Here is a 20121-nt window from a genome sequence, read left to right as displayed (position 1 = left end):
GCCCGTAGCGGTTATCCGCCACGGGCTTTTTTTATTTCGGGAGAGAAATCGGCGCAGACGCGTGTGTTAACGCAACAGCAACAGCGGCTGGTTGGTGCCCAGCAGCATCTTGGCCGTCACACTGCCCAACAACAGGTCGCGCAACTTACTGTGGCTGAAAGCGCCCATCACGGTAAGGTCGATATCGTGTTCCTGCTGATAGGCGATCAGGGATTCCACCGTCTTACCCTGCAGGTTGACGCTAACCACCGACACCCCACCATGGCTCAACACCTCGGCACCGTCGGCCAGCACAGACTCGGCACCATCTCCCACATACACCAGGTGGCACTCGACGTCTTTGAATACCGGACTGCTGGCCACCATATCCAGCGCCTTGCGCGCCGACTCACTGCCATCGTACGCCAACATGATCGAGCGCGGCGCCTTGAACTCACGGTTCACCACCAGAATCGGCTTGTGCAGCGAACGCACCACCGACTCCAGCTGCGCCCCCAGCCCCTTGTTTGAAGCCTCATGCTCTTCACCACGGATACCGAGCACCAGCACCCGAATGTGATCCTCCAGCTCCACCAGAGACTCCACCAGCGAACCGTGCCGCTGGCAGGTAACCACCCGCTCAGCCCCCGCCTTCAGCGCACGCTCCCGCGCGCCATCCAGCATCTGCCTGCCCTGCTCCAGCAGCAGCCTGGAACGCTGCTGCTCAAGACTCGTGAGCTCCTCCAGCAATTCCTCCTGGCTACCAAGGCCAATGCTGCCAGAGAGATCGGCAACCGCGGGCGTGGTAACCCGTTCGATATTGTGCAGCAGCTTGATGGGAGCGGAGGCGCGACTGGCGATCCAGGCGGAATAATCACAGACAGCGCCACTAAAGCGGGAGCCATCAATGCAGGAGAGTACCAGCGGATCTTTTTGTTCGGTCATTTATTATTTTCTCTCTGTCGCTATCCAACTTAATAAACTACGGAGTGCGGTCCTCGCTTACGGAGTGAAGGGACAAGGGAGAAGCCGAAATGCTGGGTGGAAGTTTTTGAAACCGTCGGCGACATGGACGTCGCCGCCGGAGCTTACAGGGATGTACTTGTGCGATTTCAAAAACTTCCACCCAGTGTTTCGGCTCCACGGCGCCAAAACAGAGCTCCCGACGCGAAGCTCCGGGCTTAGTGCCCCCCCAAAACCTTCTCAATTTCTTCCGGCTTATCGTGCACCCCAAAGCGGTCAACGATGGTCGAGCTGGCTTCGTTCAGGCCAATCAGCTCAACCTCGGCGCCCTCGCGGCGGAACTTCACCACCGCCTTGTCCAGCGAGTACACCGCCGATACATCCCAGAAGTGCGCGCGACTCAGGTCAATCACCACCTTGTCCAGCGCCTCTTTAAAATCAAACGCCGCAACAAACTTGTCCGCCGAATTGAAGAACACCTGCCCCACCACCCTGTAGGTCCGGCAATTTGCCTCTTCATCCAGCTCCGAGCGCACATACATAAAGTGGCTCACCTTGTTGGCGAAGAACAGCGATGCCAGCAGCACCCCCACAAACACACCAAATGCGAGGTTATGGGTAAACACTACCACAATCACCGTGGACAGCATCACCAGATTGGTCGACAACGGCAACTTGTTCAGATCGCGGATGGAACCCCAGTCGAAGGTACCAATAGAGACCATGATCATCACCGCCACCAGCGCCGCCATCGGGATCACCGCCACCCAGTCACTCAGGAATACCACCAGAGTCAGTAGACCCACACCCGCCACCAGCGTAGACAAACGGCCGCGACCGCCAGATTTCACATTAATCACCGACTGGCCGATCATCGCGCAACCCGCCATACCGCCGAGCATGCCCGCACCGATATTGGCGATACCCTGGCCCTTGCACTCGCGATTCTTGTCACTGTTGGTATCGGTCAGATCGTCCACGATGGTGGCGGTCATCAGGGATTCCAGCAGGCCCACCACCGCGAGACCGGCAGAGTACGGAAAGATGATCTTCAGGGTTTCAAAGTTGAGCGGTACATCCGGCCACAGGAAGATCGGCAGGGTGTCTGGCAGGTCGCCCATATCGCCCACGGTGCGGATATCCAGCCCCATCACGACGGCCACGGCGGTCAGCACCAGGATGCACACCAGCGGCGACGGCAGGACCTTGCCCACCACCGGCACGTAGGGGAACAGGTAGATGATACCGAGGCCGGCGGCGGTCATCGCGTACACGTGCCAGGTAACATCGGTGAGTTCGGGCAGCTGCGCCATAAAGATGAGGATGGCCAGTGCGTTCACAAACCCCGTCACCACGGCCCTGGACACAAAGCTCATCAGGCTGCCGAGCTTGAGATAGCCGGCGATGATCTGCAGCACACCGGTGAGCAACGTGGCGGCCAGCAGGTATTGCAGGCCGTGCTCTTTCACCAGAGTAACCATGAGCAGGGCCATGGCGCCGGTGGCGGCAGAGATCATGCCCGGGCGGCCACCGACGAAGGCGATCACCACCGCAATACAGAAAGACGCGTACAGGCCCACCCGCGGGTCGACACCGGCGATGATGGAGAAGGCGATGGCCTCGGGGATCAGGGCCAGGGCCACGACGAGGCCAGCGAGCACGTCGCGGCGGATATTGCCGAACCAGTCGTTTCTGGTGGACGACAACAAAGTGTTGGAGAACTGCATAATCAGGTGAGCCTGTCTGGGATTCTGACTTGAGGGTCTTTTCGAGCCCTCTTTTGCGGGGCCGTAAATAGGGGCGCGGATTCTAGCATCTTGGGGGTTGTGGCTAAAGAACGCTCAGTGCTTTGGTCTGGTTTTGTGGCGATCCCGCTGCCGGGTACAGCTTTGCAAGACACGAGCTAGGCGCCCCCCCTTAACCCATCCATGGGGGCTCTTCCGCGAGGTCCCTCTCGCGGACAAAGCGCCAGCTTTGGACGCCATGGGCGCCCGAAGGGTGAGGGCCTTGGCCCGAATCAACGTCTTGCAAAGCTGTACCCGACATCGGGATCTTCTCATCAAACGCCTGCACTTTTCCGGCCGATGTCGCGCTTTCCCACTCCTGTCCGGCCCCACGGACACAGCCTGTCCGGACACTTTTTGCGGACACCTCACCCGCCATCCAAAAACTTTTTGAAAATTTATTTTCTATATATATCAGATACTTAAGACAAAAAACCGCCTTGGCACGGCAATTGCGATAAGGCCGCTGCATCTACAAATTCCGCTTTGCATCCGGACGCGGGAAGACGCGCATCAAAGTGGCAGAAGAACAGATTCTAAGAACTTGGGAACAACATGATCAGAGATACCTCCGGGCAGGACGTCCAACTCACCCCGCAGAGCCCGTGGAAAAACCCGCGGCTGCTGAAGCGCACCGGGCTCGGTATTGGCGCCGCCGCGTTTGTGGTGTGGGGGCTGATGAGCTGGCAGAGCACCAGTGCGGTGGATGCCAGCGTGTCACTGGCGCGGGTCAATATTGCGGCGGTGGAGCGCGGGGATCTGGTACGGGATCTGGTGGTTCAGGGCAAGGTGGTGGCCGCCAACAGCCCTACCCTGTTCAGTCCCGCCCAGGGCATCGTCAAGTTTGCGGTAAAGGCCGGCGATGCTGTGGAGAAGGGCCAGCTGCTGGCGGAAGTGGACAGCCCGCAGCTGCAGAATCAGCTCGCCCAGGAAAGCGCCCTGTACAGCAAGCTCGCCGTGGAGCTGGCGCGGCAAAAAATCCAGGCCAAACGCCAGCGCCTGGAGAACACCCAGAAAGCCGATCTGGCGAAAGTCGACCTGGCCGCCGCCGAGCGCGAACTGAAGCGTGCCGAGCTGTCGATGGAAAAACAGATCATCTCTCAGCTGGATTTCGAAAAAGCCAGTGACGACCTCGCCCGCGCCAGACTCGAATACCAACAGGCGGTGCAGAATTCCCAGCTGGAAAACGAAGCCCTCACCTTCGAAACCCAGACCCTGCAACTGCAGGTGGACCAGCAGCAACTCCAGGTCGAAGAGCTGCAACGCAAGGTCAACGAGCTGCAGATCGTCTCCCCCGTCAACGGCACCATCGGCAGCCTCGCCGCCACCCAGCGCTCAGCCGTCGCCGCCAATGCGCCGCTGCTTACGGTGGTCGACCTCACCAGTTTCGAACTCGAAGCCGCGGTGCCGGAAAACTACGCCGATGACCTGGGGCTCGCCATGGAGGTAGTAATCAATATGGGCGGCACGCAACTGCCCGGCGAAATCACCGCAATTGCCCCCGAGGTCATCGACGGCCAGGTCGTGGCCCGCGTGCGCTTCCTGCAGCAGCCCGAAAACCTGCGCCAGAATTTGCGCATGACCGCCCGCGTTCTGCTGGAGAGTCGTAACGACGTGATTCTGGTGAAGCGCGGCGCATTCCTGGATCAGACCGGGGGGCGCTTTGCGTGGAAGCTGAACGACCAGCAGCAGGCGGTAAAAGTGCCGATCACCATTGGCGCACTGGGACTGAACCAGGTGGAAATTGTTTCCGGCCTGCAGGAAGGCGACCAGATCATCACTTCCTCTGCGGACGCGCTGGAAAATGCCCAGATCGTTGCACTGAGAGATTGAATTGGTGGATGCGCTGCGCTTATCCACCCCACATGAATAAATACGGTGAATCCGTAGGGTGGATAAGCGCAGCGCATCCACCATCAAAAATACTGACTACGAAGACAAGGAAATCCATCATGCTGAAAATGCACAATATCCGTAAAAGCTACCGCACCGACGCCATCGAAACCCATGCACTCAGGGATTTCAGCCTGGAGGTCAAGGAAGGCGAATTTGTTTCTGTCACCGGCCCCAGTGGTTCCGGAAAAACCACCTTCCTGAATATCGCCGGCCTGCTGGAAACACCCACCGGCGGCGAGTACCTGCTGGACGGACAGGAAGTGGGTGGACTTTCCGACCGCGACCGTTCACACCTGCGCAATGAGAAAATCGGATTTATTTTTCAGGGATTCAACCTGATTCCCGACCTCAACCTGTTCGACAACATCGACGTGCCACTGCGCTACCGCGGCTTCAATGCCAAGGAACGCCGTCGCCGCATCGAGAAGTCCCTCGAACAGGTCGGCCTCGCCGCCCGCGCCAAACACTTGCCGGCACAACTGTCCGGTGGTCAGCAACAACGCGTTGCCATCGCCCGCGCACTGGCCGGCGAGCCGCGCTTTCTGCTTGCGGATGAACCCACCGGCAACCTCGACTCGCTGATGGCCCGCCAGGTGATGGAGCTGCTGGAATTTATTAACGAATGGGGCACCACTATCGTCATGGTCACCCACGATCCGGATCTGGCGCGCCGCGCACACCGCAACATCCAGATTGTGGACGGACAGGTTTCCGATCTTCGCCAGAACATTGCACAGCCCGAACTCGCCACCGCATAAGCTGAATTCGCATCGCTGAATAAGAGAAAAGGACACCGAAATGATCGGCTACTACATCAGCCTCGCCATGCGCAGCCTGCGGGGAACACCTACACTGAGCGCGCTCATGATCGCCGCCATCGCCGTGGGCGTGGGCGCATCCATGACCGTGATGACCTTGAACTACATGATGTCGCAGAACGCACTGGAGCATAAAGACAAGGTCCTCTATGCCGTGCAGTTGGATAGCTGGGACCCGAACCAGGCCGCAGATACCGCCAACGAAATTCCATGGCAGCTCACCTACCCCGATGCGGTTGCCCTGCTACGTTCGGATATTCCCACCCGTCAGGTTGCCATGCACCGCTTCGGGTTTACCGTGAATATCGACGAGTCTGAAATGCGCCCGTTTACCGCCAATACTCGTGTAACCACCCGTGATTTCTTTTCCCTGTTCGACGTACCGTTTGAATACGGCGGCACCTGGAACAAGGAGGCGGATATTGCAGCGGTGCAATCTGTGGTGCTCAGTAAAGAAACTAATGAAAAACTGTTTGGCGGTGAAAACAGTGTCGGTAAGGTTGTACAACTGAACGGCGAACCCTTTACCGTTGTCGGTGTGCTCAAGCACTGGAACCCATCGCCCAAGATTTACGATCTTAACAACAACCCCTTCGCGGACGCCGAAGAGTTGTATATCCCCTTCGGCTTGCACCGCATGTATGAGATTTACAGCTGGGGCAACACCAATGGCTGGACAAGCAGCGCACCAGAGGGCGCCGAAGGCTACGAACGCTTCCTTCTCGGAGAGCATGTGTGGATTCAATTTTGGGTAGAACTGGACAACGCCGAACAGAAAGAAGCGTACGAGCAGTTCCTCACCGGCTATATCCGCCAACAAAAAGAACAGGGTCGCTTTGAACGCCCACTGAACTTTGCTCTGTCACACCCGTCTGAATGGCTGGTTCTGAATGAAGTACTGGACAACGACAACCGGGTACTGGGCTGGGCATCACTGGCCTTCCTGTTAGTGTGCGTGGTCAATGCTGTTGCCCTGCTGCTGGCAAAATTTTTACGCAAAGCCCCGGAGGCCGGCGTGCGCCGGGCACTGGGCGCAAGTCGTAACGCCATATTCACCCAGCACCTGATCGAAAGCAGCTGTATCGGTGTGCTCGGCGGGTTGTTTGGTATTGTCCTCGCGCTGGCCGGTTTGACGGGTATTCGCGCACTGGCGATGGGCCAGGTAGACCAGATCGCCACCATGAACTGGGAAATGATGCTGGCCGCGGTCGGCCTCGCCATATTCGCGAGCATTATCGCCGGCCTTTACCCGGCCTGGCGCATCAGCCGCACCAATCCATCCGTTTACCTGAAGACCCAGTAACCCAGAGAAAAGGAAAATAACATGTTCGAGCTAAAACCCATGTTGTCCGCCCTCTGGCGCAACAAGGTATCCGCATTGCTGATCGCCCTGCAGCTTGCACTCACTCTTGCCATTGTGAGTAATGCCAGCGTGATCGTAAAAGATCGCATGGAACAGGTGGCGCGCCCCACCGGTATGGATGTAGGAAACATTATCGCCGCGACCTATATGCCTATCCCCACTGAATACGATATGGCAGGAGCCGTCGTAGCTGACCTGGATCTGCTGCGCAGTACAGCTGGTGTTGTGGATGCCTCCGCAACCAACCAGATTCCACTGTCCGGATCCGGTTCCGCGGGCACCTATTTCACCGAGCCCAATCAGGAGATCGGTGGCGAAAACGCCAACTACTATCAGGTGGACTCACACTTTATTAACACCCTCGGCCTCAATCTAATCGAAGGTCGCAGTTTTACTCCTGCCGACGAACACGTTATCGGACCGAATGATCAGTATCACAGCAACATGGCTGTGGTCAGCAAGCAGTTTGCCGAAAAGCTGTATCCAGGCGAATCTGCTATCGGTAAGTTTTTTTATAGCGGAGCCAATGACAACCCGGTGGAAATCATCGGTGTGGTCGAGCAGCACCTGGGTGCCTGGCCGGCCTGGTCCCGTGCAGGCAACGTCGTTTTCTATCCACTGCTGGTCACTGGCAACCACAAACGCTACATGATCCGAGCCGAACCAGGCCAGCGGGACGAGGTGTTCAAGAAAGTGGAGGATTTGCTTAACAAGCGTGACCCTCAGCGCGTCGTGCATGTGGAAACCCTGAGCGAAAATTTGGAGCGTACTTACATCAGCGACAACATCATGATCAAAGTGCTGTCTCTGGTAATGGCCCTGCTCACCTTCATTGTCGCTCTCGGGATCATCGGTTTGACCATATTCTGGATCAACCAGCGTACCAAACAGATCGGTATCCGCCGTGCACTGGGTGCCACCCGCGCCAATATCAGCCGCTATTTTCTGGTTGAAAACGCCCTGATTGCTGGTACCGGCCTGGGGCTGGGCACCGCGGGCGCACTGATCATCAATCAGCTGATGGTGAGCGAATTTTCACAACCGGCTCTTACATTACCGCTGCTTACCGTGTGTGCGATAGTATTGTTGCTCGTGAGTATTGCTGCCGCTTTGATGCCGGCCATGCGCGCTGCCAATATTTCGCCGGCGATGGCGACCCGAAGCGTGTAATTTCTCCATAATCTGATGATTAGGTCCTGCACCCTATAGGGTTTCGCGGGACCGCCACAATCCGAGTTAGACACCGCCGCAACAGGAAACGCGAGTTGGACAAAGTACTGATCATCGACGACAACACCAGCATCATCTCTGCGCTTTCCCTGTTGTTGTCCCTTCATGATATCCAGACGCTCTCCGCCATCACTCCCCAGGCGGGATTACAACTGTTGCGGGAAAACCCGGATATCAGTCTTGTCATTCAGGATATGAACTTCACCACCGACACCACTTCCGGTGAAGAAGGTCGCGCACTGTTTTTTGCGCTGCGCGAGCTGCAGCCCGACATTCCCGTGATACTGCTTACCGCCTGGACCCAGCTGGAAATGGCCGTCGAGCTGGTCAAGGCCGGTGCCGCGGATTACGTGGGCAAACCCTGGGACGATAACAAGCTGGTTGCCACCATCAAGAACCTGATGGAGCTGCACGACCTGCAACAGCAGCAGCGCCAGTCCCAGAGTCGCGCGCAGCAGGCACGAGACCAACTGAAACAACAGTTCGACCTGCAGGAGATCGTCTACCGCAGTCAGAGCGTGCAGACATTACTGGAAATGGCTACCCAGGTGGCCCACTCCGACGTGCCGGTATTAATCACTGGCCCCAACGGCGCGGGCAAAGAAAAGATTGCAGATATTGTCCAGATCAACTCCAGTGTGAAGGATGGCCCCTATATCAAAGTCAATGTCGGTGCCCTGCCGGAAGAGCTGATGGAAGCGGAACTGTTCGGCGCAGAGGCCGGAGCCTATACCGGGTCCGGTAACCAGGTCCGCCAGGGTAGATTCGAAGCCGCCGATGGCGGCACCCTGTTTCTCGACGAAATCGGTGAACTCTCGGCCAGTGGCCAGGTGAAGTTACTGCGCGTCCTGCAAACCGGCGAGTTCCAGCGTCTTGGCAGCAGCCAGACCCGCAAGGTCCGCGTGCGGTTCATCAGTGCGACCAACAGCAATCTGCAGCAAATGATCAGTGACGGCCGCTTCCGCCAGGACCTGTTCTACCGGTTGAACGTGATCGAGCTGAAGCTGCCGGCATTGAGCGAACGGCCGGAAGATATTCTGCCCCTGGCCCGCAGCTTCCTCGCGGCAACCGGCAAACACCTCGCGCCGCAGGCCCAGCAACGCCTGATGCGCTACAGCTGGCCCGGCAACGTGCGCGAATTACAGAATGTCATGCAGCGTGCCGCCGTCCTCACCCGGGGAGACACCATCGAGGAGTCGACGCTGGCACTGCCGGAAGAGGCACAACTGAAGGTCCCGGACCACAACTTCGAACCCAGCCGGGAACTGCTGGAGCAGACATTGGCCAACTGCAACGGCATCATCGCCCAGGCCGCACGTGAGCTGGGTCTGAGTCGCCAGGCACTGTACCGCCGCCTGGATAAATACGGAATTCCCTACTAATGCCCCGCAGCCCGACTCCGAAAACCTCCCTGGAGGGCAAACTGTTTGGTGTGGTGATGCTCGCTGTGGCCCTGGGCATAAGTATTCCCTTCGGCCTGCTGCACTTCGGCGCCGGCCCTGCACTGGCGTGGAGTGCCGGGCTACTACTGGCACTGGTGCTGTCGTTTTTGTTGTTGCGCCCGTTCACCCACAATCTGAACCGCGCACTGGAAACCCTTGAGGGCGGCCTGCTGAATTTTCGCGACGGTGACTTTTCCATCTCCCTGGCACTGAACCGCAACGATCAGCTGGGCCAGCTAGCGGAGCTCTACAACGAGGTGGGAGAAATACTGCGGCGCGAACGGGCCCATATTCACCAGCGGGAACTGTTGCTGGATACGGTCATCCAGAGTTCGCCGCTGGCTCTACTGCTGATCGATCACAGCGAACACATCATTTACGCCAACACCAGCGCGCGCCACCTGCTCCACCAGGGCAAGCCCCTGCAGGGACATCGGCTGGAAACGATTCTTCCCCGCTGTCCTCCCGAGCTGGCTCAGGCCATCGAGCAAAAACAGAACGGGCTCACCAGCTATCTGGACGGCGACGTCAGCCAGACACTGCACATCAGCAACAGCACCTTTGTGCTCAACTCACAGAAGCACCGCTTGATCCTGCTGCGGGAAATGACCCGTGAACTGACACGCGCCGAAGTACAGGTGTGGAAAAAGGTGATTCGCCTGATCAGCCACGAGCTGAACAACTCCTTGGCCCCCATCTCCTCCATGGCCCACAGCGGCAAACTGTTATCGGAAAAAATCGACTCGCAGCAACTGGCCGGTGTGTTTGATGTGATTGCCGATCGCTGTCGCCACCTCACCGAATTTACCCAGGGCTACGCACGCTTCGCCAAACTGCCGCCACCGGTCTGCGAGCAGGTAGAGTGGTCCACCCTGGTCAAGCAGCTGCAGCCACTACACCCCTTCCGGCTGGAGGGTGAACTCCCCCTGCGCCCGGGTTACTTCGACCCGGCGCAAATCGAGCAGGCGCTGTTAAATCTGCTGAAAAATGCCAGCGAGTCCGGTAGTGCGGAAGAGGACATTACCCTGGAGATTGAAACCGACGCCCACGGCCAGCTGCTCACCGTGGCTGACCGCGGCAGTGGTATGAGTGACAAGGTAATACAGCAGGCGCTATTGCCGTTCTATTCCACCAAGCCCCAGGGCGTCGGCCTGGGGCTGGCTCTGTGCCGGGAAATTGCCGATGCTCATGGCGGGCAGATCCGGCTGCACAACCGCAGTGAGGGCGGCCTTCAGGTCAACCTCTGGCTACCGTGGCCTGAAAACCTCTGAGGAAAAGGGTCGTCCGCTGGGCTCAGGCACCCGCCGTGTGGCAGCGCAATCCCTCACTGTAGATCCAGCACTTGCCACCTTCCGGGCAGGGCGCATCCATGGTGATGGGGGCCGCACCCGCCGGACACTGGGGCGTGCGCCCGGCCGTGCACCAGGGGCCGCTATCCAGCTGGTAGCACACCGCATCATCCACCAGACAGGCATTGGCCGTCGGCACCTGCGTGTCGCCCGCAAAACATTCGCGTGGATATGCGGGCATCAGGTTGGCAGGCAGCGGCCGTTGATAATAGGTCGCAGGGGTACCGGTAAGATCACACCAGAAGCCATCCAGGCTGGCGGCATTTTCCAGGCTGTCACCCGTATGGGCACAACCTGTGGCAAACCCTGCGGCAATGACCGTCATGAACACACAAAACAGGCGCAGCTTCATATCACTTCCTCTGTGATTCCGGCTGTGATTACCGCCGCGCCCATACTGCCGGGCTTACTTTTCGTAAACGATACAGCGGCGGCCGCCGGAGATTTCGTAGCACTGTGCGGTGGCCGGACAGATTGAGCCCGGCGCCAGTTCTTCCGCATCGCCCGGGCAACCATCGTAATTGGTTTTTTGCTCCGCATGCACCGGAGCCCGGGGGATGGGCGCACTGTTAGGGTAGACCACCTGATCGCGCACGCTACTGGTACCACAGGCCGACAACAGTGCTGCTGCCGCCATCACAGAAAAAATCGTTACGCGCTTGCGCATGTGACCTCCTTAACAATTGCTACCGGATAAAAACCAGTTTGCCACCACTCAGTACATCCGCATGATCGGAAAAAACCAGCATGCAGATCCTACCCGGCTACCTTCCACATCCGTTGAGCACTGCCGGCTGGCAGCCGGGGGCACTGCCGCATTGGGCAAGTAGTGGCCCACCTCGACGAAGTCCGCGCTCTGGGACTGATCATCGGGGTTGAAAAAGAATGGATCGTAACTGTTTTCATTTTCGTAAGGTACGAAGATACAACCCTGTAAACATAGTGTGGCGGATATCGCCACCGCTGCTATCCCTGTGCGGATCATCGCTCAACTACCTCGCAACTTGATCACTGCCGGACCACAACCGGGAAATCCCATCTCCCGATTTCCACTCTTTACTATTTTCAGTTTAGCGCGCAGGAAGTGTTCGACGACGTTGATCATGATTTAACCAGAATTAAATGCGCGAGATTCAACGCTGCCGATAGTTTGACGACAGCCAGTGGCTGCGGGCGCTCTTTTTGCCCGAAAATTGCGACCCCATCGAGACTTTCTGACGCAAAAAGCAGACATAAAAAAAACGCCAAGGAGCAAAGCCCTTGGCGTTTTTCGCTTGTCGCTGTGAATCCGACGATTACAGCAGCAGCTTGCGCACGTCGGCCAGCACGCCAGCCAGGTAGGTCAGGAAACGACCGGCATCGCCACCGTTCACGGCGCGGTGATCGTAAGACAGTGCCAGCGGCAGCATCTTGCGCGGTACGAACTCCTTGCCGTTCCACTCCGGGCGGATCGCCAGCTTGGAAACACCGAGGATACCCACTTCCGGCGCATTGACGATCGGGGTAAAACCGGTGCCACCGATGGCGCCGAGGCTGGAGATGGTGAAGCAGGCACCCTGCATATCGCGGGGTTTCAGCTTGCCGTCGCGGGCCGCGATGGCCATGGCGGTAGCTTCTTCTGCCAGTTCGTACAGGCCTTTCTTATCCACGTCGCGGATCACCGGAACCATCAGGCCCTTAGGCGTATCCACCGCCATACCGATGTGTACGTAGTCCTTTTTAACAATGTGCTCGCCATCGTTGTGCAGGGATACGTTGAAGCTCGGCACTTCGCGCAGGGCGGCCGCCGCGGCTTTCAGCAGGAATGGCACCGGCGTCAGCTTCACGCCACGCTTTTCGGCTTCCGCTTTCATCGCCTTGCGGAAATCTTCCAGCTCGGTGATGTCGGCGTCGTCGAACTGGGTCACGTGGGGCACGTTCAGCCAGTTGCGGGACATGTTGGCCGCGGTGAGCTTGTGGATCTTGCTCATGGGCTCGGTGGTGACCGGGCCAAACTGGCTGAAGTCGATTTCCGGCATCGGCGCGATGCCAATGCTGCCACCGACGCCACCAGCGGCGCCGCTCTCGGCCTTCTTCACCTGCTCCTTGATGTAGGCGTGCAGGTCATCCTTGGTCACACGACCGCGGGGACCGGAGGGCTTGACCTTGTTCAGGGTCACACCCAGTTCCCGCGCCAGTTTGCGCACCGCGGGGCCGGCGTACACTTCCGCGGACGGCGTGTGATCGCGCTCCACGTGTGGATCACGCTTCGGTGCTTGCTGAGGCGCTTCGGCCTCACTGACCGGCGCTGCCGCCGGAGCGGGCGCGGATGCTTCTGCCGCAGGCGCCGGTGCGGGAGCCGCACCAGCGCCAGCAGAGGTCTTGATCACGCCGATCACATCGCCGGTGGACACCTTGTCGCCTTCCTTCACGGAAATAGACACGATGGTGCCGGTTGCGGAAGACGGCACGTCCATGGACGCCTTGTCGCCTTCCACCACGATCAGGGCATCGCCCTCTTCCACGCTGTCGCCGGCGGAAACGGAGATTTCAATCACGTCCACCGCATCGGCACCGCCGAGGTCGGGAACCTTGATTTCTTCTTCCTTCTCTTCGCCGGCAGGCGCCGGTGCAGCCGCTGATTCCGCGGCGGGTGCCGGAGCAGGCTCAGCCGCCGGAGCGGGCGCAGCTTCTTCCGCCGCGCCGCTATCTGCGTCGTCGCCTGCCGCGTCGGTTTCCATTTCACCGATCACGTCGCCTTCGGAGACCTTGTCACCTTCCTTAACGGAGAGGCTCAGGATCTTGCCGGAAAACGGTGCGGGCACATCCATGGAGGCCTTATCACCCTCCACCACAATCAGCGCATCCTCTTCCGCCACCGTGTCGCCCACGGCAACGGCGATTTCAATGACATCTACCTGATCGGCGCCGCCGAGATCAGGCACTTTAATGACTTGTTTTGCCATAATTTTTTGCCTTATTCCTTGTCAGCGGGTTTAGACCAGACGCGGATTTACTTTTTCCGGGTCAATGTTCAGCTTCTTGATGGCGTCAGCCACCTCGCTCGCCTCGATCACGCCCTGGTCTGCCAGGCCTTTAAGCGCGGCAATCGTCACGTAGTTGCGGTTCACTTCGAAGAAGCGACGCAGCTGTTCGCGGCTGTCGGAACGACCGAAGCCGTCGGTGCCCAGCGCAATCACGTCACCGTCGATAAACTCGCGCAGCGGCTCTACATAAGAGCGGATGTAATCGGTGGAGATCACCACGGGGGTCTGGTTACCTTCGAACTGCTCGCCAATCCAGGATTTGCGCGGTGCTTCAGCGGGGTGCAGCATGTTCCAGCGCGCCACGTCCTGGCCTTCGCGGGCCGCTTCGGTGGCGGAGGTCAGGTTCCACACGTCAGAGGTGACACCGAACTGGTCGGCGAGAATGTCTGCTGCCGCCAGCACTTCGCGCAGGATAGAACCGGCGCCGATCAGCTGTACGTGCTTCTTCGCGGCCTTGCCTTTGCCCGGCTTGCGACAGTTGTTGTCCAGCTTGTAGATACCGCGAATGATGCCTTCTTCAACGCCCTGCGGCATTTCCGGCTGCAGGTAGTTTTCGTTCTCGATGGTGACGTAATAGAACAGGTTTTTCTGCTCTTCGTACATCTCCTTCAGACCCTGGCGCATGATCACGGCCAGGTCGTAGCCGTAGGCCGGGTCGTAGCTCTTACAGTTCGGGATGGTGGCAGACAGCACGTGGCTGTGGCCGTCCTGGTGCTGCAGGCCTTCACCGTTCAGGGTGGTACGGCCAGCGGTGGCACCGATCAGGAAGCCGCGCGCCTGCATGTCGCCCGCCGCCCAGGCCAGGTCGCCGATGCGCTGGAAGCCGAACATGGAGTAATAGATGTAGAACGGCACCATCGGCACGCCGTGGTTGCTGTAGGCGGTGGCCAGCGCCATCCATGCGGACATGGCACCGGCTTCGTTGATGCCCTCTTCCAGCACCTGGCCCTTCTTGTCTTCCTTGTAATACATGATCTGGCCGTGATCGACCGGGGTGTATTTCTGGCCCTGGGACGAGTAGATACCCAGCTGACGGAACAGGCCTTCCATACCGAAGGTACGGGCTTCGTCCGGCACGATGGGCGCCACGTTCTTGCCCATCTTCTTGTCTTTCACCAGCACAGACAGTGCGCGCACGAATGCCATGGTGGTGGAAATTTCGCGGTCACCGGAGCCTTTGGTCAGGGCACTGAAGGCATCCAGCTCGGGAATTTCCAGCTTGGCCACGTCGGTGGTGCGGGATGGTACCGGGCCACCCAGCGCCTTGCGACGCTCCGCCATGTACTTCATTTCCGGGCTGTCCGGAGACGGACGGTAGTAAGGGACTTCTTCGATTTCCTTGTCGGTAATCGGAATCGCGAAGCGGTCGCGGAAGCGCTTCAGCGCCTCGGTGTCCATCTTCTTCACGTTGTGGGTGTCCATCGCCGCTTCACCGGCAGCACCCAGGCCGTAGCCTTTTACAGTCTGCGCCAGAATCACGGTGGGCTTGCCCTTGCTCGCCATGGCTTCGGCGTACGCTGCATAGACCTTGTACGGGTCGTGGCCGCCACGGTTGAGCTTCATGATCTCGTCGTCGGAGAAGTCCTTGACCATCTCCTTGAGTTCCGGGTATTTGCCGAAGAAATGCTCGCGGGTATAGGCGCCGCCGTTGGCTTTGAAGTTCTGCATCTCGCCATCGACGGTCTCGTCCATGACTTTCTGCAGCAGGCCTTTTTCGTCTTTCTCGAACAGCGGATCCCACAGGCGGCCCCACAGGACCTTGATCACGTTCCAGCCGGCACCGCGGAATACGCCTTCCAGCTCCTGCACGATTTTGCCGTTGCCACGCACCGGGCCGTCCAGGCGCTGCAGGTTACAGTTGACCACGAATACCAGGTTTTCCAGCTTCTCGCGGCCCGCCAGGGCGATGGCGCCCAGGGATTCCGGCTCGTCACACTCGCCGTCGCCCAGGAATGCCCACACCTTGCGATCGCCGCGCGGCGACAGGCCACGGGCAGACAGGTAGCGCATGATGTGCGCCTGGTAGATCGCCTGGATCGGGCCCAGGCCCATGGAGACGGTGGGGAACTGCCAGTATTCCGGCATCAGCCAGGGGTGCGGATAAGAAGAAAGGCCCTTGCCGTTCACTTCGCGGCGGAAGTTGTCCAGCTGCTCTTCGTCGAAGCGGCCTTCCAGGTAGGAGCGGGCGTAGATGCCCGGCGCGCTGTGGCCCTGGAAGAAAATCAGGTCGCCGCGCTCTTCACCCTCGTTACCGCGGAAGAAATAGTTAAACGCAACGTCGTACAGGGTGGCGGCGGATGAGAAGCTGGCGATGTGGCCGCCGAGGCTGTCGCTGTTGGAGTTGGCGCGCACCACCATGGCCAGTGCGTTCCAGCGGATCAGGGAGCGGATTCGACGCTCCATGAACAGGTCACCCGGCATGCGCTTTTCCGCGTCCGCCGGAATGGTGTTGCGGTACGGCGTGGTGATGGCAGCCGGCAGCTGTACGCCGGTGTTAGTGGCGCGGTCAGACAGCTGCTTGATCAGGAACGCAGCGCGTTCCTTGCCGCTGTGGCGGATGACCGCCTGCAGCGCGTCCAGCCATTCCTGCGTTTCCTGAATGTCGGTTTCTTCGTGCATCAAATGCTCCTCGGCGAATATACGACGTCGAGTCGGTGTTTTTATGGTCAGAATTTTGTTGCGCAACAGTACCCCAAAACACCGGGATTTCCCCCGGGTCCTGCGCCCAGGTTCGCCAGATCACCGCCTGAAATGGCGGAAAAGCAACGAACATTGATCAACGTTTCAGCACTAACGCGGAAACGGGAGGGACTGCGCGACCTGAATACCGCCGGCCACCCGAACCTGCTCGGAGGCTCGTTAATACCGGCTCGACTTTGAATTCGGCGTTGAATTCTCGGCCCGTCAACTGTAGGGCGAGCACCTTGCGGCGCACAGGAATGCCCTCAATTAACCGGCTGCATGTACTTAAGCGGGGGCGATTGTAGTATTACTACAAACGTTTTTCCAGACAGGACGATTAGTAACAAATAAAACCAATTTGTAAAACAATTATTTGCCATTTGACGCATTTGCCGAAACAAATAACGGCCAAAGCGCCATTTTTTATTACAAAATTGAGTCCAGAATGGCAATTCTGGTCACAGCCAGAAGCCGTTCCGCGGTTATCGGAGCGCCATGACAGTACGGCCGTGCCAGGCCAAAAACCGGCCGCGGCACCGCCGACGTGCAAAGGCTCTTTCCCATTACAGCTGCACCGTAGATTCCGGACGCAGATAGTCGGCATAAACAAGGTAGCGCAGGGGCCCACTCGCATCGACCGCATCAAACGGATAACAGGTGACCAGCAGCAGCCCGGGCGTATCGATCACCGGCAATGGCTCTGCTTCGCTGTCGACCACCCGCGCGCCACGCACCCGAAAGCTGTGCCAGCGTCCCGCCCGGTCCTGCAACTGAATCAGCGCACCCGGCTTCAGCACGGCCAGATTGCGGAAATGGGTATCCCGGTGCGCGGCAATCACCGTGGTGCGCGGTTCGTCCAGATTGCCGGGCTCCCCCGAACCGTTGAGCAAACCGGGGCCAAAGGCCAGTGCCTGGCCACTGGTGCCCTGTAACACCGCCAGTGGCTTTTCCGCCCCCAGCTGCAACTGTGCCACCGGCCAGGTATCCGCCCAGGGCCACGGTTTTTGCACCTCGCCGCTGGCGAGCTGGCGCTGCCAGGCATCGCTAATCAGGTATTGCGCCACCTCTGCCTTCAACAGTATCCAGGCGCCACCCCCAAGTTGCCACAGGCCAAGGGCGATACACAGCACAGAGGCACAGGAAGCGAGCGTTTTCGGGCGTCTCATGGCATCCCCCGTTTGCCGCGACGCAGATCGGGGATTACCTTGCGCAGCCAGCGACGCACCCCGCGTTCCACCGCAGCCCTCGCCCGGCGCAACGCCCGCCAGTGCCCCAGCACCCGCGCGGCCACCTGCGGCCCCCGCCGCAGCGTGCGCAGCAAACCACCCAGTGCCAGCAGCGCCGCGGCGAGCATCATTTGCCCATATACGCCGGTTGCAGTAGCAGGGTAACTAAACGACTGCAGCACCTGACCGTGAGCAACGGCATTGGGCACCGGGCTCGAACGCAGGGTTTCCGAACGGGGGCGCACCGGCGTTTCTTCCACGGCAACGAAGCTCGTGTAGGGACTGGTCAGTTGATAACCCAGCGCCAGGCCGAGGATCTGCTCGCGCAGCGGATCCACCGCCTCGGGATCATTCAGCGGCCCGCGCTCGCGCTGTGCATCGCGCAGTGCCGCAATCTTTTCCCGCGCCCACAAACTGCCGATGCCCTTGCCGGACGCCTCCACGGTCAATTGACTGAGGGAGAGTGTGCGCGAGAAGCGCTTGCCGGCAAGACGTCCGCTCACCACCACTTCACCGCTGGCATCGTTACCCAGTGCGCTACCTTCGACCCGGGCAACCAGTCGCACCGGCTCACCGCGGTACAGGTCGGGCAATCGCTGCGGATAGGACGCCACCTTGATGCCGACGGGCCACTGCACCTGCAGGTCGGTTACCAGCGGGCTCTCCAGCTTTTCAAACAGCGCGCCCATTTTCGATTGCACCTGGGCCAGTTCACCGATGTGCACAAAGCTGCCGCGTCCATACTGTGCAGCCTTGGTCATAAAGAAGCTGTTGGGGGCAGAACCGATACCCACGGTAAACAAACGGGCTTCACCAAGCCGCTGACGGATAATTTCAAACAGCGCCGCCTCGTTACCCACCGCACCATCGGTAATAAACACCACCTGCCGCACCAAGGCGCCAGCCTGCTGGTCAAGCTGCTGCGACAAGGCCTCGGTCAACGCCGGAGCCATCTGGGTACCGCCCGTCGCCTGCAGTGCCTCGACCCAGTGACGGGCATGCTGGATATTTGCGGGGGTGGCCGCGAGGGGGCGCGGGAATAGATTCTGGTGACTGCTGTTGAACTCGATGATATTGAAACGGTCCGCGGCGGTCAGGCGAGACAGGGCCAGCAGCAGACTTTCCTTGGCCTGGCGAATGGAGTTGCCGCCCATGGATCCGGACGTGTCCACCACGTACACCACCTCGCGGGGCAGCTTGCGCGCAGCAAGTGCTTCCTGCGGTGGCAACAGTAAAAGCTGCAGGTACTGCGCAGACGGTTCTGCCGCTATCGCCGACTGCTCGGCAAACAGGGCGGCGGACGGCATTGCCGAGGATTGCGGTCGCCAGAAAAGAACAAAATCCCGATCCATCGGCACCGCACCCTGCTTCAGGCTGACCCGATAGTGCTGATTTTCCTCACGGCGCAAGCTCACCTCGTGGTACGGGCTGTAAATATCTGCCAGCGGCAACCCCATACCCAGGTCGATGCGGATTTTCATCTGATGACTGTTGCCAAGGCTGGCCAGCGCTGCCGCGGGCATCATCACCGGCGAGATCTGATCCGCATCCGGCACCTGATCCGTGGGCAGCGACCAGCCGTGGGCGTTTAACGAAACCGTTTGCACCGAGGCCGCCGGCGACCCGGGCATAAAGCGCGGCGTGAGGGTACTGGGCAGGCGCAGGCTGAACTGGCCACTGTCAAAGCGCAGGTTCTGCAAATAGCGCACTTCTACCGAGATGGATTCACCCGGTGCGATATTGGCAACGCGACTGGTAAACAGATTCGGGCGCTGCTGTTCCAGCAACGCCGCACGCTGGCCTGCCTCGCGCGCTTTTTTGTACACCTTGCGCGCCTCCTCGCGCTCGCGCACCTTGCCCACAATGCGCCGCTCCCCAATCACGATCTCCAGGCCATTTACCGCCGCGTTCTCCGGCAGCGGCAACACATACACGGCTTCCTGCCAGTGGTTGCTGGTGTTGCGAAACTGCTGCGCAAGGGTGACTTCGGCAACCAGGCCGCGCACGCGAATGTCTGCCTCGGTACCCAGGTGAATGGCGGGAATATAGCGTCCGGACTCGCCGCTTTTGAACAACAGATCGCCACTGCCCGATTCACTCAAGCCGACACTGTCGAACGGTTCCTCAGCAACCGGTGGCACATCCTGCGCACGCGCGCCTGCCGCGGCCACCAACACCGCAATTACCGTAACCAGAAACAGCAACCAACTGCCGGGGTGTTTTTTGCGATAGCGACGGCGGTAATACTCGTCGCTCGGGAGAATCAGCAGTTCGCGCGGAATACGCGGTGGATGGAAAAAAGGACGGTTCACGGATGCCTCCAGAAAAGTAAGTGCTGGAGGCATTAAAAGAAAACAAACTGG

The 20121-nt window shown here is 59.4% G+C and carries 14 protein-coding genes; 6 read left to right on the top strand and 8 right to left on the bottom strand.

Annotated features, from left to right (window positions below):
- Positions 1 to 66: 66 nt before the first annotated feature.
- Together JF535_RS07525 and JF535_RS07520 are read right to left on the bottom strand one after the other, a co-directional pair.
- Positions 67 to 924, bottom strand: coding sequence for a universal stress protein (locus JF535_RS07525; RefSeq protein ID WP_207000854.1), 858 nt, complete (start codon positions 922 to 924; stop codon positions 67 to 69).
- Positions 925 to 1160: 236 nt separating this feature from the next.
- A complete protein-coding gene (locus JF535_RS07520; RefSeq protein WP_422880006.1) occupies positions 1161 to 2669 on the bottom strand; it encodes a SulP family inorganic anion transporter in 1509 nt (502 codons plus the stop codon).
- A 612-nt stretch (positions 2670 to 3281) separates the two neighbouring features.
- On the opposite strand from JF535_RS07520, the gene JF535_RS07515 reads away from it, so the two are divergent.
- The 6 genes from JF535_RS07515 to JF535_RS07490 all read left to right on the top strand — a co-directional run bounded on the left by JF535_RS07515 (position 3282) and on the right by JF535_RS07490 (position 10746).
- Positions 3282 to 4559 carry an efflux RND transporter periplasmic adaptor subunit gene (locus JF535_RS07515; protein ID WP_207000852.1) on the top strand — a complete coding sequence of 426 codons (1278 nt, stop codon included), beginning with the start codon at positions 3282 to 3284 and terminating at the stop codon, positions 4557 to 4559.
- Between the two features lie 119 nt (positions 4560 to 4678).
- Positions 4679 to 5380, top strand: coding sequence for an ABC transporter ATP-binding protein (locus JF535_RS07510; RefSeq protein ID WP_207000850.1), 702 nt, complete (start codon positions 4679 to 4681; stop codon positions 5378 to 5380).
- A gap of 40 nt (positions 5381 to 5420) precedes the next feature.
- A complete protein-coding gene (locus tag JF535_RS07505) occupies positions 5421 to 6743 on the top strand; it encodes an ABC transporter permease (RefSeq protein ID WP_207000848.1) in 1323 nt (440 codons plus the stop codon).
- Positions 6744 to 6764: 21 nt separating this feature from the next.
- Entirely contained in the window at positions 6765 to 7973 is a 1209-nt protein-coding gene (locus JF535_RS07500) for an ABC transporter permease (protein ID WP_207000846.1), read from the top strand.
- A 95-nt stretch (positions 7974 to 8068) separates the two neighbouring features.
- Positions 8069 to 9415, top strand: coding sequence for a sigma-54-dependent transcriptional regulator (locus tag JF535_RS07495; protein WP_207000844.1), 1347 nt, complete (start codon positions 8069 to 8071; stop codon positions 9413 to 9415).
- Positions 9415 to 10746 (top strand): sensor histidine kinase, encoded by a 1332-nt coding sequence (locus JF535_RS07490; RefSeq protein ID WP_207000842.1) that lies wholly within the window; start codon positions 9415 to 9417, stop codon positions 10744 to 10746. The genes JF535_RS07495 and JF535_RS07490 overlap by 1 nt, the downstream gene beginning before the upstream one ends.
- Positions 10747 to 10768: 22 nt before the next feature.
- Here the strand turns inward: JF535_RS07490 and JF535_RS07485 are convergent, their stop codons facing one another.
- The 6 genes from JF535_RS07485 to JF535_RS07460 form a co-directional block, all read right to left on the bottom strand.
- Complete coding sequence (locus JF535_RS07485; RefSeq protein WP_207000840.1) at positions 10769 to 11176, bottom strand: hypothetical protein; 408 nt, start codon at positions 11174 to 11176, stop codon at positions 10769 to 10771.
- A 54-nt stretch (positions 11177 to 11230) separates the two neighbouring features.
- Positions 11231 to 11491, bottom strand: coding sequence for a hypothetical protein (locus JF535_RS07480; RefSeq protein WP_207000838.1), 261 nt, complete (start codon positions 11489 to 11491; stop codon positions 11231 to 11233).
- Between the two features lie 628 nt (positions 11492 to 12119).
- The gene (gene aceF / locus JF535_RS07475) at positions 12120 to 13769 is read right to left on the bottom strand and encodes a dihydrolipoyllysine-residue acetyltransferase (RefSeq protein ID WP_207000836.1); all 1650 of its coding nucleotides are present in this window, start codon (positions 13767 to 13769) and stop codon (positions 12120 to 12122) included.
- Positions 13770 to 13799: 30 nt separating this feature from the next.
- A complete protein-coding gene (gene aceE / locus JF535_RS07470) occupies positions 13800 to 16469 on the bottom strand; it encodes a pyruvate dehydrogenase (acetyl-transferring), homodimeric type (protein WP_207000834.1) in 2670 nt (889 codons plus the stop codon).
- Positions 16470 to 17095: 626 nt separating this feature from the next.
- Positions 17096 to 17698: a class GN sortase gene (locus JF535_RS07465; protein WP_207000832.1), complete on the bottom strand. Its 603-nt coding sequence runs from the start codon at positions 17696 to 17698 to the stop codon at positions 17096 to 17098.
- Positions 17695 to 20070 carry a marine proteobacterial sortase target protein gene (locus tag JF535_RS07460; RefSeq protein WP_207000830.1) on the bottom strand — a complete coding sequence of 792 codons (2376 nt, stop codon included), beginning with the start codon at positions 20068 to 20070 and terminating at the stop codon, positions 17695 to 17697. The genes JF535_RS07465 and JF535_RS07460 overlap by 4 nt, the downstream gene beginning before the upstream one ends.
- Positions 20071 to 20121 lie beyond the last annotated feature (51 nt).

Source organism: Microbulbifer salipaludis (genome assembly GCF_017303155.1).
Classification (GTDB): domain Bacteria; phylum Pseudomonadota; class Gammaproteobacteria; order Pseudomonadales; family Cellvibrionaceae; genus Microbulbifer; species Microbulbifer salipaludis.
This window is presented reverse-complemented; position numbering and strand designations above follow the sequence as displayed.

Coding starts and splice junctions, on each gene's coding strand:
- JF535_RS07485 (WP_207000840.1), bottom strand. CDS start 11,176: ATGAAGCTGCGCCTGTTTTGTGTGTTCATGACGGTCATTGCCGCAGGG.
- aceF (WP_207000836.1), bottom strand. CDS start 13,769: ATGGCAAAACAAGTCATTAAAGTGCCTGATCTCGGCGGCGCCGATCAG.
- JF535_RS07510 (WP_207000850.1), top strand. CDS start 4,679: ATGCTGAAAATGCACAATATCCGTAAAAGCTACCGCACCGACGCCATC.
- JF535_RS07465 (WP_207000832.1), bottom strand. CDS start 17,698: ATGAGACGCCCGAAAACGCTCGCTTCCTGTGCCTCTGTGCTGTGTATC.
- JF535_RS07480 (WP_207000838.1), bottom strand. CDS start 11,491: ATGCGCAAGCGCGTAACGATTTTTTCTGTGATGGCGGCAGCAGCACTG.
- JF535_RS07525 (WP_207000854.1), bottom strand. CDS start 924: ATGACCGAACAAAAAGATCCGCTGGTACTCTCCTGCATTGATGGCTCC.
- JF535_RS07490 (WP_207000842.1), top strand. CDS start 9,415: ATGCCCCGCAGCCCGACTCCGAAAACCTCCCTGGAGGGCAAACTGTTT.
- JF535_RS07500 (WP_207000846.1), top strand. CDS start 6,765: ATGTTCGAGCTAAAACCCATGTTGTCCGCCCTCTGGCGCAACAAGGTA.
- JF535_RS07505 (WP_207000848.1), top strand. CDS start 5,421: ATGATCGGCTACTACATCAGCCTCGCCATGCGCAGCCTGCGGGGAACA.
- JF535_RS07520 (WP_422880006.1), bottom strand. CDS start 2,669: ATGCAGTTCTCCAACACTTTGTTGTCGTCCACCAGAAACGACTGGTTC.
- aceE (WP_207000834.1), bottom strand. CDS start 16,469: ATGCACGAAGAAACCGACATTCAGGAAACGCAGGAATGGCTGGACGCG.
- JF535_RS07515 (WP_207000852.1), top strand. CDS start 3,282: ATGATCAGAGATACCTCCGGGCAGGACGTCCAACTCACCCCGCAGAGC.